This window comes from Micromonospora sp. DT63 (assembly GCF_049841615.1).
Lineage (GTDB): Bacteria > Actinomycetota > Actinomycetes > Mycobacteriales > Micromonosporaceae > Micromonospora.
The window spans coordinates 743073-759899 of sequence record NZ_JBNCKQ010000001.1; the positions used below are offsets into that span (position 1 = coordinate 743073).

Consider the following 16827-nt stretch of genomic DNA (forward strand, 5'->3'; position numbering starts at 1 on the left):
GGAAGCACGAACGCCGCCCGAGACTACTGCCAGCGACCGCCTGATGTCTTTAGGTAGTCGGCGCGTCGTACGGGTGTTTCACACAGTCGGCGCGACGTCCTCGGTGATCGGCAGCAGCACCCGGAACGTGGTGATCCCGGGCTCGGTCTCCACGCGGATGTCGCCGTGGTGCTTCTTGACCACGATCCGGTACGAGATGTCCAGCCCCAGACCCGTGCCGGCACCGACCGGCTTGGTGGTGAAGAACGGCTCGAAGATGCGCGGACGCACCTCGGGCGGGATACCGGGACCGGTGTCCGTGATCTCCACCGCCAGCAGCTCGCCGACCCGGCCGGTGCGGACGGTCAGCACGCCCTTCTCCCCCATCGCGCCCAACGCGTTGTCGATCAGGTTCGTCCACACCTGGTTCAGCTCGGCCGCGTACGCCGGGATCGGCGGGAGCGACCTGTCGTACTCCCGGACGAGCTTGACCTCGGCGGGGACCTTGCCCTTGAACATGACAAGCGTGGCGTCGAGCAGGTCGTGCACGTCCACCACCCGGTGCGGGGCGCGGTCCAACTGGGAGTACTGCTTGGCGGCGCCCACCAGACCCGAGATCCGGGTCACCGCGTCGCCGATCTCCCGCATCAGCAGCTCGGTGTCGACGGTGTAGGACAGCCACCGCACCGCGGCCTCCAGATCCGCCGGGCCGACGGCCGCCTTCACCTGAGCGAGCCAGGCCGCGTCGAGACCCCCGCCGACCAGGATGGGCGCCAGGTCCCAGGCGCCACCCACGCCGTGCTCCTCCAGCCAGTCGGTGAGGACGTCCTCGGCGTCGGCGGTGGCCACCGGGCTCAACTTCGGCGCGGTCGCCACCCGGGCCACCGCCTCCTCCTGCAACGCGACGAGCCCGTGCAGCGCCCGGCCGTCGAGCCGACCGTCGGCGATCATCGCGAGCTTGTGCCGCATCCCCGCGACCCGGTCGCGCAGCACCGACGTGGCCCGCACCGCCGCCGCGGCCGGATTGTTCAGCTCGTGGGTCAACCCCGCCGAGAGCGAGCCGAGCGCCAGCAGCCGCTCCCGCTCGCCGACGATGGTCTGGCTGTCCCGCATGCCGAAGAACAGCCCCTCCAGCAGGTGCATCGGCATCGGGAACCAGGACCGCAGGGCGTACGCGAAATCCTCCGCCGGCAGCACGAAGAAGTCCGAGTCGACAACCGCCCGCAGACTGTTGCGGTACGTCTGCTCGACCTGGTCGCCCAGGTACGCCTGGGTGGCGCCGCCGTACACCCCGGGCTGGTCGGTCCGGCTGACCTCGACGTCGTCGCCACGGACCTGACGGCTCAACGCCACCGCGCCGCGCAGCAGCACGAAGAAGCAGGTCGCGGCCTCCCCCTCGCCGTACACGAGGGTGCCGCCGGCCCGCTGCTCCACCCGGCCGTGCTCGACCAGCCAGTCGAGCTGTTCGTCGTCGAGCGCCTCGAACAGGAACAGGGCACGCAGCTGCGCGGGCGTCGCCCGCTCCGACGGGGTGGTCATTGCGCCTCCAGGTAACGGTGCACGAGCGAGACGGCCATCGCGCCCTCGCCGACGGCCGAGGCGACCCGCTTGACCGACTCGGCACGGACGTCTCCGGCGGCGAACACCCCCGGCACGCTGGTCTCCAGGTGGTACGGGTCACGCGACAGCGACCACCCGGCTGGGCGCCGGCCACCGCTCAGCAGGTCCGGGCCGGTGACGATGAAGCCACGCCCGTCGCGGACGAGCACGCCGTCGAGCCAGTCCGTGCGGGGCTCGGCGCCGATGAAGATGAACAGCCAGGAGGTTTCGACCGTGCGGGCCTGCCCGGTGCGGGTGTCGCAGAGGTTGAGCTGTTGCAGGTGGCCCTGCCCGCCTGCGCCGACGACCGCCGTGTGCGGGTGCACGGTGATCCGGTCGATGCGCTCCAGCTGGTCGATCAGGTACCGCGACATCGACGCCGTGAGGTCCGCGCCGCGGATCAGCAGGTGGACGCGGGCGGCGTACCGGGAGAAGTGCACGGCGGCCTGGCCGGCCGAGTTGGCCCCGCCCACGATGTAGACGTCCTGGTCGACACAGCTGGGCGCCTCGGTGGCGGCGGCGCCGTAGAACACCCCCCGGCCGGTGAAGTCGGCCAGACCGGGCGCGTCGAGCACCCGGTAGGAGACCCCGGTGGCCAGTACCACCGTGTGCGCGGCGATCTCGCTGCCGTCGCCGAAACGCAGCAGCCGGGCCCCGCCGGCCTCGCTCAGGCCGACCACCTCCCGGGCGCTGAGCAGCTCGGCGCCGAACTTCACCGCCTGCCGTCGGGCCCGGTCGGTCAACTGCGCGCCGGAGACGCCGTCCGGGAAACCCAGGTAGTTCTCGATCCGGCTGCTCTGCCCGGCCTGCCCGCCGGTCGCCCGCCGCTCCACGAGCACGGTGCGCAGCCCCTCCGACGCGCCGTACACGGCCGAGCCCAGGCCCGCCGGACCGCCGCCGATCACCACCAGGTCGTAGAAGTCGGACGCCGGCACCACTGTCAACCCGGCCAGCGCGGCCAGCTCGGTCTCGTTGGGGGCCACCAGGGCCTTGCCCTCGGCGGTCACCACGAGGGGTACGTCCGCCTCGGTGGCCCCGGCCGCGTCGAGCAGGCGGGCGCCCTCCGGGTCGTCGGACAACAACCAGCGGTACGGCACGAGGTTGCGGGCCAGGAAGTCACGGACCTTGAACGACGGCGCCGACCAGCGGTGCCCGACGACCCGGATCTCGACGCTCGTCGCGTCCGGGGTGACCGACCACGCCTCCAGCAGGCCGTCGACCACCGGGTACAGCTTCTCCTCCGGCGGGTGCCACGGCTTGAGCAGGTAGTGGTCCAGGTCGACCACGTTGATCGCCTCGATCGCCGCGTCGGTGTCGGCGTACGCGGTGAGCAGCACCCGGCGCGCGGCGGGGAAGATGTCCATCGCGGCTTCGAGGAACTCGACGCCTGTCATCTCCGGCATCCGGTGGTCGGCCAGCAGCAGCGCCACCTGCTCGCCGCGCAGCTTGACCTCCCGCAGCGCGTCCAGCGCCTCCGGCCCGGAGGCGGCCCGCAGCACCCGGTAACGGTCGCCGTAGCGGCGCCGGATGTCCCGGGCCACCGCGCGGGACACCGCGGGATCGTCGTCGACGGTCAGGATCACCGGGTTTGCCATGGCGCCAATAGAACCACCCCGCAGGGCCCGGTCGCACCACCGCGTGGGCACCGACGCAGGCGTGAGAAGGTCCGGGACGGGTAAGCGGCACCGCCGCGGGCGGTGTGCGACCGCCGACCCGCCGGCGGTCGCACACCTCGGGGGGCTGATGACGGACGCGTCGCCGACCGAACCGACGACGTCGGGTCGAGTCGTGGAGCTGCGGGTGCACGGCGTCTCCGGGGCGGGCGCCGACCAGGTCCTCAACCGGCCGTACGTGCACCAGGTCGCCGGGGACCGCAGCGGCGGGTTCTACCGCCCCCGACCCGGCTACCCGGACTCGACCGGCACGGACGGGGTGACGCTGGAGGCGTACCGCTGGAGCGACCTGCCGTCCGGCACGGCCGTACGGACGCTGTCGCTGGTGTTCCTGTTGCCGTTCATGCTCTGCAACGTGGCGCTCTGGATGCGCCCGGAGAGCCTGCCGGGCAAACACGTCATCGTCGCGCTGTGTCGGGTGCTCGCGCTCACCCTGACGATGCTCTACGTGCTCTCCATCGTCGGGATGGCGGTGGACCTCATCGCCTGGCGCTGCATGGGCACGCCGGCCTGCACGGCCGGACGGAGCTGGCTGTCCTGGCTCGGCGGGCGTCCGCCAGGGGTACGGCTGGGCGTGGCGGCCCTGGCGCCGGTCGCCGCGATCGGGATCGTGTGGTGGCTCGGCGCGCGCCCGAGCCACTCGTTCGACGCCTTTCGCACCGGGGCGACCCAGGAGACGTCCGTCCAGCAGTTGAGCGCGGTCGGCCAGTGGGACGGGACCCCGGTGGTGGGACGGCTGCGCTCGGTGCACGTCGCGGCCGCGTTCGCGACGCTGGACGGCAGCCTGCTCGCCGCCTGGGACAGCGAGAACGAGTCGTTGGTGCGGGCGGCGCTGGCGGTGGCGACCGGGGCCGTTCTGCTCACCTGCGTGGTGCTGCTGACGAGGGTGCGGGGCATGGACCGACCCAGCCCGGTGCCCCGGCTGGAGGCGGCCACGCGCGGGCTGCGCACGATCGCGTGCGGCCTGACGATCCTGGTGATCGCGTACACCCTGACCAGCCGCGAGCCGTGGCCGCAGAGCAGGATGCTGCCCGGCTACAGCGCCACCGTGGCCTGGTTGTTCGTCAGCCAGACCGTCCTGCTGGTGATCCTCGCGGCGGTGGTGATCTGGGTGCGCGGCAGTGGGCGACGCGCCGACGGAAAGCGGCTTTCCCGGCTGCGCGCGCTGGGCTCTCCGGTGTTCGTCACGATCGCCGCCGGGCTCGCGGTGGCGTTCTCCGCCGAGTTGGTCTACCGGGTTGCCGACGTGTTGGACCGCGGCGGCGGGCCCACCGCGCCGGAAGCCTTCAGCCCGCCACTGGCGTACAAGTGGGCGATCTTCGGGTTTTTCCTGGCAGTGCTGGCCGCGCTGCTGGTGGGCGTGGTGGCAACCGTGGCGACCCGTCCCAGCCGGTGGCGGGCCGCGCGGGCGATCGTGGCCGCCGACTTCCCGGACGCACCGCCGGAGGCGGGGGCGCGGCTGCGCCGGGTCGAGCAGGCGGTGGCGCGGGCCCGGTTCACCGAACGGCTGGAGCCCCTCACCGTCGTCTACGCCGGCTCCGCCGCGCTCGGACTGGCCACCAGTTTCCTCGGCCTGCTCCAGATCTACCCCGGGGACGTGTTCGAGCAGTACGTCGGTGTGCCCGACAGCTTCGTCAACTTCCTCATCGGGGCGGGCAGCTACACGATCGCCGCGATCCTGGTCGGGCTCGTGATCGGCGGCATCTTCGCGTACCGGACGGCCGGGTTCCGCCGGTACGTGGGCGTCCTGTGGGACCTGGGCACCTTCTGGCCCCGGGGGGCGCACCCCTTCGCCCCACCCTGCTACGCCGAGCGGGCCGTGCCGGAGCTGACCAAGCGGATCACCTACCTCGTGGACCAGGGCGCGGGGGTGCTGCTGGCGGGGCACAGCCACGGCTCGGTGCTGCTCGCGGCCACGCTGCTGCAACTGCCGCCGCGGGTCACCGACCGGGTCGCCCTGCTCACCTACGGGTCGCCGCTGAGCCGGCTGTACTCGCGTCTGTTCCCCGCCTACGTCGACGAGTCGTCGCTGCGGGAGATCGGCGAGCGCGTCGGCTGGCGCTGGGTGAACCTGTGGCGCGACACCGACCCGATCGGCGGGTGGATGTTCGCTCCGCACCGGCCCGGGGACACCGGAACGCTCACCGGGCCGGAGGCGGCGGTGGACCGCCGGTTGACCGACCCGCAGGGCGTGATGCCGCCGCCCAGCGACAGCGTGCCGCCGCCGATCCTGGGTCACTGGCCGTGCGAGTCACAGGAGGAGTTCACGCAGGCGGTGCGGGACCTGGCCGGGCGGCTGCGCGCTCAGCGCCGGACGACGGACTGAGGCGGCGGCCGGATATCGTCGCCGGGTGAGCCCGTCCAAGCAGCCCGAGCGTCGACTGATCGCCTCGAACAAGAAGGCCCGGCACGAGTACACCGTGCTGCGCACGTACGAGGCGGGCATCGTGCTGGTCGGCACCGAGGTGAAGTCGCTGCGCGAGGGGCGGGCGTCGCTTGTCGACGCGTTCGCCCACGAACGCGACGGCGAGATCGTGCTGTACGGGCTGCACATCGCCGAGTACACCTACGGCACGTGGACCAACCACGCGCCGCGCCGCAACCGCAAGCTGCTGCTGCACCGCTCCGAGATCAGCCGGATCTTGGAGAAGGTTCGCGAGGGCGGGGTGACGCTGGTGCCGTTGTCGCTGTACTTCGACAACGGCTGGGCCAAGGTCGAGCTGGCCCTGGCCAAGGGCAAGCGCGCGTACGACAAGCGCCAGACCCTCGCCGAACGGGACGCCAACCGAGAGATCGCCCGGGAGCTGGGCCGGCACCTGAAGGGCCACCCCCGACGCCCCTGACCGCACCTGCGGCCCTGCGATCGCAATATCAGCGCACAAGCGGCCCACGGCACCCTTTCGCGCTCGCAGATGCGAGGGCTAGGGTGACCCGGTGACGATGTTCCGTATCGGCGAGGCCGCCGACCTGCTCGGCGTCAGCGCCGACACGATCCGCCGCTGGGTGGACGCCGGGCGGTTGACCGCCGGGCGCGACGAGCACGGCCACCGCGTCATCGACGGCGTCGACCTCGCGGCGTTCGCCCGCTCGCACGCCGCCGACCCGGACGCGGGAGCGGAGTTCTCCTCCGCCCGCAACCGGCTGCGCGGCATCGTCGTCGACGTCCGCAAGGACACGGTGATGGCTCAGGTGGACATCCAGGCCGGCCCGTTCCGGGTCGTGTCGCTGATGAGCCGGGAGGCGGTGGACGATCTCGACCTCCAGGTCGGGTCGATGGCCGTCGCGGTGATCAAGTCGACGACAGTGGTGGTGGAGCGGGCCACGCCCACCCGGACGAGGGTCGGCGGATGAGCGGCCGGAGCGTGCTGGCGACGCTGACGGCGATCGCCGTACTGGCGCTGACCGGCTGCGGCGGAGGCGACGACCCGGCGGGCGACGACGCCGACGGCCGGGTCACCGGCACGGTGACCGTGTTCGCCGCCGCCTCGCTGACCGAGTCGTTCACCCGGATCGCCAGCGACTTCGAGGCCGCCAACCCGGGCGTCACCGTCACCCTCAACCTCGCCGGCAGCTCGGCCCTGGCCAACCAGATCAACCAGGGCGCCCCGGCGGACGTCTTCGCCTCGGCCGCGCAGAAGAACATGGCGACGGTGACCGAGGCCGGTAACGCCGAGGGCACACCGAGCGTCTTCGCCCGCAACCAGTTGGTGATCGCGGTGCCCGGCGGTAATCCGCGGGGCGTGACCGGGCTGGCGGATCTGGCCCGTCCGGGGGTGAAGGTGGCGCTCTGCGCCGACCAGGTGCCGTGCGGCGCGGCGGCACGTACCGCCCTGACCGCGGCCGGCGTCGCGTTGACCCCGGTCACGTTGGAGCAGGATGTCAAGGGGGCGCTCGCCAAGGTGAAGCTCGGCGAGGTCGACGCGGCCCTGGTCTACCGCACGGACGCCCGTGCGGCGAGCGCCGACGTGGCCGGCGTCGAGTTTCCCGAGTCGGCGCGGGCGGTCAACGACTATCCGATCGTCGCGCTGAAGGACGCGCCGAATCCGGCCGGCGCGCGGGCCTTCGTCGCGTACGTCCGCTCGGCGCCGGCACAGGCGGTCCTCGCCGGGGCCGGTTTCCAGGCGCCGTGAGTCAGGCCCTTGCCCGCGTCGTGCCGCGCCGACGGGGGCGGGTGCCGGCGGCGCTGCTGATCCCCGCGGGGCTGGGCCTGCTCTTCCTCGTCCTGCCGCTGGCCGGGCTGGTGGTCCGAGCGCCGTGGACGACGCTGCCGCAGCGGCTCACCGCGCCGGGGGCGCTGACCGCGCTGCGGCTGTCGGTGCAGACCGCGACCCTGGCCACCCTGCTCTGCCTACTCCTCGGGGTGCCGCTGGCCTGGCTGCTGGCCCGGGTCGAGTTTCCCGGCCGCCGGCTGGTCCGCGCCCTGGTCACCGTGCCACTGGTGCTGCCACCGGTCGTCGGCGGCGTGGCGCTGCTGCTGGTCTTCGGCCGGCGCGGACTGCTCGGCGGCTGGCTCGACGCGACGTTCGGCGTCACCCTGCCGTTCACGACAGCGGGCGTGGTGCTGGCCGAGGCGTTCGTCGCCATGCCGTTCCTCGTCATCGCCGTCGAGGGTGCGCTGCGCGCCGCTGACCACCGCTACGAGGAGGCGGCCGCGACGCTCGGCGCCGGACGGTGGACCACCTTCACCCACGTCACGCTGCCCCTGGTGGCACCGGGTCTGGCCGCCGGCGCGGTGCTGTGCTGGGCGCGGGCGCTCGGCGAGTTCGGCGCCACCATCACCTTCGCCGGCAACTATCCCGGGCGTACGCAGACGATGCCGCTGGCCGTCTACCTGGCGTTGGAGACCGACCTGGAGTCCGCGATCGTGCTCAGTCTGGTGCTGCTGATCGTCTCGGTGGGCATCCTGGCCGCGCTGCGGGACCGCTGGCTGGCCAGCCCGTGACCGCGCCGATGGACGAGACCAGAACCGCGCCGCTGGACGCTGCCGGACCCGCGCCGCGGGACGACGAGGCTGGGCCCGCACCGCTGCTCGACGCCCGGCTCGTCGTCGACCGGGGCGCCTTCCGGTTGGACGTGCCGTTGCGGGTCGCGTCGGGCGAGGTCGTCGCGCTGCTCGGGCCGAACGGCGCCGGCAAGACCACCGCGTTGCGCGCGCTGGCCGGGCTGCATCCGCTCACGGCCGGGCACGTCTCCCTCGGCGGCGTCGACCTGGATCGGCCGGCGAACCGGGGTTGGGTGCCCACCGAACGCCGCCCGGTCGGGGTGGTCTTCCAGGACTACCTGCTCTTTCCGCACCTCGACGCGCTGGACAACGTGGCCTTCGGGCCGCGCCGGCACGGCGTCGACCGGCGGACGGCGCGGGCCACGGCCCGGGACTGGCTCGACCGGGTGGGCCTGGCCGGCCAGGCGCACCGCCGGCCCCGGCAGCTCTCCGGCGGGCAGGCGCAGCGGGTGGCGCTGGCCCGCGCACTGGCCGTCGGGCCGTCGCTGCTGCTGCTCGACGAGCCGCTCGCCGCCCTGGACGCCCGCACCCGCCTGGACACCCGCGCGGAGCTGCACCGCCACCTGGCCGCGCACCCGGGCGCCACGGTGCTGGTCACCCACGACCCGCTCGACGCGTTGGCGCTGGCCGACCGCCTGGTCATCGTCGAGGGTGGGCGCGTGGTGCAGGAGGGCGACGGCCCGAGCGTCACCGCCCGCCCGCGCACCGACTACGTGGCACGGCTGGTCGGGTTGAACCTCTACCGGGGCCGGGCACAGGGTCACGCGGTACGTGTCACGCCGGAGCTGACCCTCAGCGTGGCCGACCGGCTCGACGGGGACGCGTTCGTCGCATTCCGCCCGGCGGCGGTGGCCCTGCACCCGGCCCGGCCCGACGGCAGCCCCCGCAACACCTGGGCGGGCACCGTGGCGGGCGTGCAGCGCCACGGCGACAACGTGCGCGTGCAGGTGGACGGGCCGATCGGCGTGGCCGCCGACGTCACGCCGGCGGCCGCGGCGTACCTGCGGCTGATCCCCGGCCAGCGGGTCTGGGTCGCGGTCAAGGCCACCGAGACCCACGCCTACCCGGCCACGACCTGACACCCGCGCTGCATGCTGCCGGGGTCGGCGACGGCCCGCGACGAGCGGCGGTCAGTCGGTGAGCAGGTCGGCGTGCGCGGCGCGTAGCCGGGACAGCGCCGGGTCGCTGCCCGGGACGACGCGGCGGTCCAGCTCGGCCCACACCTCGGCCAGCGCCGCGCGGACCGCCCCCAGCTCGGCGGCGTGCCGCTGGCTGCTGCGACGGTGCTGCTCGTCGAGCCGGCGGGCCCAACCGGCGGTGACCGCGGCGAGCCGGTCGCCGTCGGCGCGGGCCTGCGCGCCGCTGCGGGCGGCGACTGCGGGAACGATCGCGGCGACCGGGCGGGGATCGCCGTCGCGGGTGACGACGGTGACGGCGTCGGTCAGCTCGGCCAACGCGACGAGCTGGCTGAACCGGGTGCGCGCCTCACGCAGCGGCACGGAACGCGGCGGGTCGGATCCAGGGGTGAGCGCAGGGACGGCCATGAATGCATGGTGCCGCCCGGGTACGACAGAAATCCGCAGTCGTCAGTGGACGGTGGGCGGCAGCGTTGTGGGCCGGGCCAGCCACTCGTCGGCCGGCACCGACCAGATTTCCAGGTCGATGCACCCGCGTGGGCTCGGGTGGACCTGGCGCAGGGTGCCGTCGTGGCGCAGGCCGAGGCGCCGGGCCAGGGCGATGCTGCGGGTGTTGGCCGCGTCGGTGCGCCACTCGACCCGCTGGATGCCGCGCTCGCGGACCGCCCAGTCGACGATGCGGCGGATCGCGGGAGCCATCAGGCCCCGCCCCTGCGCGTCCGGCTCCAGCCAGCAGCCGACCTCGCAGACGCCAAGCGTGACGTCGAACGACACGAACATGACCCCGCCGACCAGGGTCCCGTGCCGCCACAGTCCCCAGATGCCTCCGCTGTCACTGGCCCAGCGGTCGGCGTAGCGCTGCAGCACCGCGCGGGCCGACGGCAGGTCGGTGGCGACGAAGGTCGGCGACACCCAGGGGCGGATGTGCTCGCGGGCCCGGTCCAGGTGGGCGAGGAACTCCTCGGCCCGCCACGGCTCCAGCGGGCGCAGTTCGACCTCGTCGGTCAGCGGCAGGGCGAACACCGGGCCTCCCGGGACAGTTGGGTGCACGACGACGGGTAGCAGGCTCGCACAGGTCCGCCGGCTCGCCCCGACCGGGCCTCAGACCGGCAGGTACGTCCGCAGGGCGGCGAACTGGGCCACGGTCAGGTATGAGGGGTTGGCCGCCTGCGGCTGCCGGAACACCTCCAGGGCGGCGAGCCGGTCGTCGGCGCGCAACGCCTGCCGGGGCACCCGCTCGCGCTCGGGGAGGATGGGCAACTCCAGGGGCACCGACCACTGTCGCTCCGGTGGCCCCGGCTCGGCCACCCCGGTGACCCGCCCGACGCCCCACACCCCGTACGGCAGTCGGGCGCGGCTGCCGCTGGCCCAGAAGACCACCGGCTGCCCGGCGCGCATCAGCCGGGCACGGTAGCCGGGGCGTACGCACCAGCTCGTCACCAGCGGTTCGCGGGCGAACCGGGCGGTGAGGTCGACCGTGTCGGCGTTGCCCTTGATCAGCCAGGCGCCGAGATCGTCGAGGCGCACCCGTGGCTCGGTCATCGCCTCATCCTGCCCCGGCCGGCGGCCCTCCAATCAGATGATCATGTGGGTCCAGTAGGTGAGCCAGAGCACGAACAGCGCACCCTGCACCACGGCGAGGGCCGCCGTCAGCCACACGTCGACGCCGGCGGAACGGGCCCAGCGGGCCAGCACCAGGGCCACCGGGAACACGGCCAGCAGGTAACGCAACAGGCTCTTGTAGACCGCCGGGCCCATCGACAGCGGCACCAGGATCATGAGCACGCCGTAGACCAGATACGGCAGCTCCCGGCGACGGAACCCGGCGACCAGCACGGCCAGCACGACCAGGGCGAAGAGGACCCGTCCGGCGTCGCGCGGCTCGCCGGCCAGAGCGTCCACCACCACCGGCACCGGGTTCTGCATCGTGATCCCCCAGCCGACCCGTTGGGCGTGCTGGTAGGCGAACCAGTCCCCGCCGCGCCACCGGCAGAACGCCATGAAGGTGAACCACCCGGCGGGCAGCAGCAGCAACGGCCAGCCGATCCGCAGGTATCCGAGCAGGGCGCGTGGGCCCAGCCGCCAGTCGTGCTGGCGCAGCAGCACCAGCGCCAGCGGCAACGCGACGAGCAGCCCGAGGGACCGGCTCATCGCCAGGAAGTAGCCGAGCACGCCGACCAGCAGCCACCGCCGTCGCTCGGCGTAGTAGAACGCGGCCAGCGCGAGGCAGACGAACAGCGACTCGGTCAGCGCGGCCTGGAACAGAAAAGCCGTCGGCAGCAGCACCAGGTAGCGGGTGAACCGACGGGCCGCGTCCGGGTCGCCGAGCAGCAGCTCGGCCAGCCGGTAGCCGTACACCAGGGCGCCCAGGAACGCGACGTTGCTGATCAGCAGCAGGGCCAGCGCGTTGTCGCCGCCGAGCAGCGCGCCGACCGGCCGGGCGAGGAAGGGGTAGAGCAGCGGGAAGCCGAAGTCCCCCCACGGCCGTCCGGTCAGCGGCAGCTCGCTCAGCCGCAGGTAGAGCAGCGCGTCCCAGGCGAACCAGAAGGAGATCCACCGATGGCCGGAGACCTCCCGCTGCTGCGCCCACATCATCGCCTCGTCCGGCGGCGGCGCACCTCCGATGCCGTCCCAGGCATGCAGGACCAGCAGGCCGAGCAGGGTCAGCAGCAGCTTCGCGCCGAGAAAGAGCCCGATGAGGTACGGCCAGGGCGCCGGCACGCGCCGGGCCAGCCGCGCGCCCGCCCCGGCCGTACCGGCCAGCCGGGCCGTCCACGCCACTCCGGCGGGCCGGGCAGCCAGCATCGCTGCGTGCCGCCGGCCGCTTCGCCACCGGTGCATCCGCCCCGCTCCCCCGGTCCGCCGACCCACCCGCCGCGTGGCGGTGCCGCCCCTTTCGTTGTACGCCCCGATGCGCCCCGCCGGAGCGAAACGACCACGACCAGCAGGTGACATCCCGGGCATAACGGGTACGCGCCGCGCCTCAACCATCGGCAGGGAGTACGGGCGGCATGAGCGAGCAGCACGGCACGGTGGTCATCGGCGCGGGGCCCGCGGGGCTCACCGCGGCGTACGAGTTGCTTCGACACGGGCGGTCCGTCCGGGTCTTCGAGGCCGACGAGGTGGTCGGCGGGATCAGCCGGACCGTGGAGCGCGACGGGTGGCGCTTCGACATCGGCGGGCACCGGTTCTTCACCAAGGTGCCCCGGGTGGAGGCGTTCTGGCACGAGATCCTGCCCGACGAGGACTTCCTGACCCGACCCCGGATGAGCCGGATCTTCTACCGGGGCGCCCTGTTCAACTACCCGCTGAGCGCGACGAACGCCCTGCGCAACCTGGGGCTGCCCGAGGCGGTGCGCTGCCTGGGCTCGTACGCCCGGGCCCGCCTGCGCCCGCCGAAGGACCAGTCGCACTTCGAGGGCTGGGTGTCGGCGCGGTTCGGCTGGCGGCTGTACTCGATCTTCTTCAAGACGTACACCGAGAAGGTCTGGGGCATGCCGGCGGACCGGTTGCAGGCCGACTGGGCCGCGCAGCGGATCAAGAACCTGTCGCTGGCCACGGCGATCCGCAACGCGGTGCTGCCCCGCCGCCGCCGCACCGACGTGACAAGCCTGATCGAGGAGTTCCAGTACCCGAAGTACGGGCCGGGGATGATGTGGGAGCGCTGCGCCGAGGAGGTGCGTCGGCGCGGCGGGGAGGTGTCGACGGGCACCTGGGTGACCGCCGTGCACCGCGACCCGAAACGACGACGGGCGATCAGCGTGACGCTCAACGGCGCGGGCGGGCAGCGCACCGAGCCGGCCGACGACGTGATCTCGTCGATGCCGATCTCGGAGCTGGTCGCCGCGCTGCGTCCGCCGGCGCCCCCGGAGGTGCTGGCCTGCGCCGCCGACCTGCGCTACCGCGACTTCCTGACGGTCGCCCTGGTGGTGACGGCCGAGTTCTCGTTCCCGGACAACTGGATCTACGTACACGACCCGGCGGTGCGGGTGGGCCGGATCCAGAACTTCGGCTCGTGGTCGCCCTACCTGGTCAAGGACGGGCGCACCTGCCTGGGCCTGGAGTACTTCGTGTTCGAGGACGACGAGATGTGGCGTACCCCGGACGCCGACCTCGTGGCCCTGGCCACCGCGGAGCTGGAACGGTTGGGCCTGGTCCGCCCGGGGGTGGTCGAGGCCGGGCACGTGGTGCGGATGCCCAAGGCCTACCCGGTGTACGACGAGCGCTACCAGCACAACGTGGACGTGATCCGGGCCTGGCTGGCGGAGGCCGTGCCGAACGTGCACCCGGTGGGGCGCAACGGCATGCACCGCTACAACAATCAGGACCACTCGATGCTCACCGCGATGCTGACCGTCGAGAACATCGCCACCGGCGCAACCCACGACGTCTGGTCGGTCAACGTGGAGCAGGACTACCACGAGCAGTCGACCGGAAACGGTCGGCGGGGCACCGGCCGCGACGCGCCGGTGCTGCCGCGCCGGATCGTCACCGCCCCGATCGCCGCTCCCGGGGGCGTCCGCGCAGCCGACGACGGCGGCCGATCCGCGCAGGCGCCCCTGGTCTGACGGACCGGGGCCCGTTAGGCGAACGCCAGCGTCAGATCGGGCCGCTGGTGTAGATCCTCGTGCTGCTCTCGTTGCCGATGAACGGGTTGTTGACGGCCCACAGCAGGCCCTCGTCGTACTCCGGCACGTCGAAGTTGCACATGACCCAGCCGGCGTCAGCTCCGCTGCCGTTGAAGCACTGCCGACTCCAGTCCGGTCCCTGGATCGTGCCGGCGGCCGACGCGCCGTTCGCCTTGGTGTCCTTCACCCAGACCCGGTCCCCGTACGCGGCGAAGCATGCCTTGGCGCCGGTCGTCGACACGCACCACACGTCGACACCGTTGGCCGCCGGCGGCGCACCGCTCGGCGTGCCCGTGGCCGCCGACGCCGCCGAGGCGGTTCCGACCAGCACGAGGGCCACTGTCGTCGGCACCATGACCAGGGCACCCGCCAACCGCGTACTCGGCTTCCTACGCATCCACGTCAACTCCCCCAGCATTCATCATGATCGTCACTCCGGTGCTGGACGGTAGCAGTCGGACCGTCGCCGAACGAAGCCGATGTGGACGGTGTCTCATGATCGGTCTGCCATTGATCTGCGACACCGGAGAGAGATCGATCCGTTGGATGGCGGACGGATCAACGTGGCTACCATCCTGTCGTGATCGAGGAGTTGATCAGACGTGCTGCCGCCGAGGACGACGACGCGATCGAGGAGTTGTGCGCGATCGCGGACACCGACCCCCGAAGGCTGACCCCGCACCTGGGTCTCCTGCTCGACCTCGATGTGCTGTACCCGGCGAAGTTGTACCGCGCTGCGGACGCCGACGTGGTCCGTCGGGTCGTCGAGCAGGTCGACAGCGGCCGCACGCCCGATCGGCTCAACCACCTGCTCATGGTCCTGGCGCACAGTGCTCACCCGTACGCCGAGAGCGCACTACGCCGCTGGACGGCGCAGCCTCCCGCGGGTTCGGGCGAGCTGCACGTCGATGCGCTCAGCTACGCTCACGAGGGCGGCTGGGCGGTCGGCTCGGACGGCCGGCGACGGGACCTGTGCGGGGACACCGCGTACCGGTGGCTCCTGCGCGAAACAGCGACCGGCCCCGATCGGCCCGGCTGCCCCTGGTGCGCCTCGCCGCTGTGGGTTGCCGCAGACCTCGACACCACCGATGCCGCCATCGCCGCGGCGCTGGCCCACACCGGCTGGTCCGGGCGGTTGGTGATCGAGACCTGCCACTTCTGCGCCTGCTACACGACGTTGTACAGCCACGTCACTCCGGCCGGTGGCGCCACCTGGTGGGCCGGGAACGCCCGCCCGAGCTACCTCCCGGACGCCGACGAACCGGAGGAACCTCCGACGCTGACGCCGGTCCTCGGTCTGGCCCTGGCGAGCCCGTACCAGGTCAGCGCCTGGAACCAGGGTGGATCGACACTGGGCGGCCGGCCCGAGTGGATCCAGGACGCCGAGCACGCCGACTGCCCCGGTTGCGCTGAACCGATGGACTACGTGGGTCTGATCGCCGGCGCCGATCTGGACGAATACGGCGAGGGCGCCTACTACCTGCACCTGCACCAGCCGTGCGGGTTCGCGGCGGTGAACTACCAGCAGAGTTGAGGGCCCGATGGGGTTCCACCACGGGTCGGTGGCGCCTCCGCGTTCGACTCAGAGCCACGTCCAGGGGCGGATCGCCCTCCACACCCGTCCGCGCATCCGTGCGCGCCGCGGGTGGAGGAAGACCTCGATGTCCTCCAGCGCGTTACCGGCGGTACCGGCGAGGTGTGGCAGCGCCCGGGCTCGGCGCAGCGCGGTGACCACCCGGCGCTCATCCAGTTGACGGTGGACCCTCGCGAGATGCCCCAGGCACGTCGCGGCGAGCGCACTGACCTGACGATCGTCGTGTTCGAGCAACCGAAGGTGCAGTTCCTGCAGCTCCCGCCAGTCCCCGTCGCCGTACAGGGCGGTGCCGACCATGGCGTCCAGCGCGGCCGACAGGTCGCCGCGGTCGAGCGCGGCGCGTACCTCGTCCGGTGTTGATGGCGGCGGGTTGTGGAAGACGTGATGCTGGTGACGCACCGGCGCATCCTCTCTCATCCGGCGCTGCGGCGCGTTGCCCGAGTCGTCGCGCTCCGTTGGCGACGGCGTCGGACTCCACCGACGAGCCCGGGCGTTGACTGGGCGTAGGTTCACCGGGTGACCGTGTACGACATCGCCGCCAGACTGCCCCCGATCGAGGTGCTGCGGGACCGCTGCAAGGCACTCGCCGTGCTGGAGCGCATCATCGACGGTGGCGAGCCCTACTACGCCTACACCCGCAGGTGGGGTGACGACGAAGCGGCGCTGATGGACAACGGTAGCGGCGATGAGTGGACCGTCGTGTTCACCACTGCGGGCGCGTTCATCCGCGTGTTCGACCACGAGTCGGCGATGAGTCCCTACCGCGATCCGCACCACGACCTGTGGACCGGGCTCCTCGACGGCATCCCGTCGGCGTTCCGTCCGCTGATCGAGGAGCCGGCGTTCGGCGACGAAGAGGGCCTGTTCGTCGCCACCGCTGTGCTGTGGCGGCTCTCCAGTGATGACCGCTGGCACGCCGGCGAAGGCATCACGTTCCCCCCGCTCCGTGGACCGCACGGCGACAACGACCCGGACGGCGCCGGCCTGCTCGAGATCCTGCTCGACGACATCGTCGACCGGTACGTCGAGTTCGCCGAGGACTACTACCGGATCGAGGTGGATCCGAGGGTGGTCGAGCACGTCGTCACGTACCGTCCACTCACCGACGCCGTCGTCCAAGCCCTCAACCCGGAAGTGACAGTTGGCCGGCTGCGCGAGGACATCGCCGCGATTGGATATCCGATCGCGGCGGCGTGACGTCAGGCCCCGAATTGAC

The 16827-nt window shown here is 72.6% G+C and carries 17 protein-coding genes; 9 read left to right on the forward strand and 8 right to left on the reverse strand.

Features of this window, described 5'->3' with window-relative positions:
* Positions 1-78 precede the first annotated feature (78 nt).
* On the reverse strand, positions 79-1518 hold the full coding sequence (locus ACLQ27_RS03510) for an ATP-binding protein (RefSeq protein WP_425865562.1): 1440 nt from the start codon (positions 1516-1518) through the stop codon (positions 79-81).
* A complete protein-coding gene (locus ACLQ27_RS03515; RefSeq protein ID WP_357497200.1) occupies positions 1515-3173 on the reverse strand; it encodes an FAD-dependent oxidoreductase in 1659 nt (552 codons plus the stop codon). Before ACLQ27_RS03515 ends, ACLQ27_RS03510 begins: the two co-directional genes overlap by 4 nt.
* A gap of 148 nt (positions 3174-3321) precedes the next feature.
* Between ACLQ27_RS03515 and ACLQ27_RS03520 the strand changes: the two genes are divergently transcribed.
* The 6 genes from ACLQ27_RS03520 (at position 3322) to ACLQ27_RS03545 (ending at position 9332) form a co-directional block, all read left to right on the forward strand.
* Positions 3322-5577: a hypothetical protein gene (locus ACLQ27_RS03520; protein WP_357573913.1), complete on the forward strand. Its 2256-nt coding sequence runs from the start codon at positions 3322-3324 to the stop codon at positions 5575-5577.
* Between the two features lie 25 nt (positions 5578-5602).
* A complete protein-coding gene (smpB, locus tag ACLQ27_RS03525) occupies positions 5603-6094 on the forward strand; it encodes an SsrA-binding protein SmpB (RefSeq protein ID WP_357573914.1) in 492 nt (163 codons plus the stop codon).
* A 91-nt stretch (positions 6095-6185) separates the two neighbouring features.
* A complete protein-coding gene (locus tag ACLQ27_RS03530; RefSeq protein WP_357497206.1) occupies positions 6186-6602 on the forward strand; it encodes a TOBE domain-containing protein in 417 nt (138 codons plus the stop codon).
* Positions 6599-7381 (forward strand): molybdate ABC transporter substrate-binding protein, encoded by a 783-nt coding sequence (gene modA / locus ACLQ27_RS03535; protein ID WP_425865563.1) that lies wholly within the window; start codon positions 6599-6601, stop codon positions 7379-7381. The genes ACLQ27_RS03530 and modA overlap by 4 nt, the downstream gene beginning before the upstream one ends.
* Positions 7378-8193: an ABC transporter permease gene (locus ACLQ27_RS03540; RefSeq protein WP_425865565.1), complete on the forward strand. Its 816-nt coding sequence runs from the start codon at positions 7378-7380 to the stop codon at positions 8191-8193. The genes modA and ACLQ27_RS03540 overlap by 4 nt, the downstream gene beginning before the upstream one ends.
* Before the next feature lie 8 nt (positions 8194-8201).
* Positions 8202-9332, forward strand: coding sequence for an ABC transporter ATP-binding protein (locus tag ACLQ27_RS03545; protein ID WP_425865566.1), 1131 nt, complete (start codon positions 8202-8204; stop codon positions 9330-9332).
* Positions 9333-9383: 51 nt separating this feature from the next.
* Here the strand turns inward: ACLQ27_RS03545 and ACLQ27_RS03550 are convergent, their stop codons facing one another.
* From ACLQ27_RS03550 to ACLQ27_RS03565, 4 genes are all read right to left on the reverse strand, one after another.
* Positions 9384-9797 (reverse strand): type II toxin-antitoxin system Phd/YefM family antitoxin, encoded by a 414-nt coding sequence (locus ACLQ27_RS03550; RefSeq protein WP_357497212.1) that lies wholly within the window; start codon positions 9795-9797, stop codon positions 9384-9386.
* A gap of 42 nt (positions 9798-9839) precedes the next feature.
* The gene (locus tag ACLQ27_RS03555; RefSeq protein WP_357497214.1) at positions 9840-10412 is read right to left on the reverse strand and encodes a GNAT family N-acetyltransferase; all 573 of its coding nucleotides are present in this window, start codon (positions 10410-10412) and stop codon (positions 9840-9842) included.
* Between the two features lie 78 nt (positions 10413-10490).
* Positions 10491-10931, reverse strand: a complete 441-nt coding sequence (locus tag ACLQ27_RS03560; protein ID WP_357573918.1) for a hypothetical protein — start codon at positions 10929-10931, stop codon at positions 10491-10493.
* A 33-nt stretch (positions 10932-10964) separates the two neighbouring features.
* Complete coding sequence (locus tag ACLQ27_RS03565; RefSeq protein ID WP_425865568.1) at positions 10965-12230, reverse strand: hypothetical protein; 1266 nt, start codon at positions 12228-12230, stop codon at positions 10965-10967.
* Positions 12231-12400: 170 nt separating this feature from the next.
* Between ACLQ27_RS03565 and ACLQ27_RS03570 the strand changes: the two genes are divergently transcribed.
* Positions 12401-13957 carry an NAD(P)/FAD-dependent oxidoreductase gene (locus ACLQ27_RS03570; protein WP_425865570.1) on the forward strand — a complete coding sequence of 519 codons (1557 nt, stop codon included), beginning with the start codon at positions 12401-12403 and terminating at the stop codon, positions 13955-13957.
* Positions 13958-13988: 31 nt separating this feature from the next.
* Here ACLQ27_RS03570 and ACLQ27_RS03575 read toward each other — a convergent pair whose 3' ends face one another.
* Positions 13989-14414 (reverse strand): hypothetical protein, encoded by a 426-nt coding sequence (locus ACLQ27_RS03575; protein ID WP_357573921.1) that lies wholly within the window; start codon positions 14412-14414, stop codon positions 13989-13991.
* 183 nt (positions 14415-14597) lie between these two features.
* Between ACLQ27_RS03575 and ACLQ27_RS03580 the strand changes: the two genes are divergently transcribed.
* Positions 14598-15551, forward strand: a complete 954-nt coding sequence (locus tag ACLQ27_RS03580) for a hypothetical protein (RefSeq protein ID WP_357573922.1) — start codon at positions 14598-14600, stop codon at positions 15549-15551.
* 48 nt (positions 15552-15599) lie between these two features.
* On the opposite strand, the gene ACLQ27_RS03585 is transcribed toward ACLQ27_RS03580, so the two are convergent.
* Positions 15600-16010, reverse strand: coding sequence for a hypothetical protein (locus tag ACLQ27_RS03585; protein ID WP_357573923.1), 411 nt, complete (start codon positions 16008-16010; stop codon positions 15600-15602).
* Between the two features lie 117 nt (positions 16011-16127).
* On the opposite strand from ACLQ27_RS03585, the gene ACLQ27_RS03590 reads away from it, so the two are divergent.
* The gene (locus ACLQ27_RS03590; RefSeq protein ID WP_357573924.1) at positions 16128-16808 is read left to right on the forward strand and encodes a hypothetical protein; all 681 of its coding nucleotides are present in this window, start codon (positions 16128-16130) and stop codon (positions 16806-16808) included.
* The last annotated feature ends 19 nt before the right edge of the window (positions 16809-16827 follow it).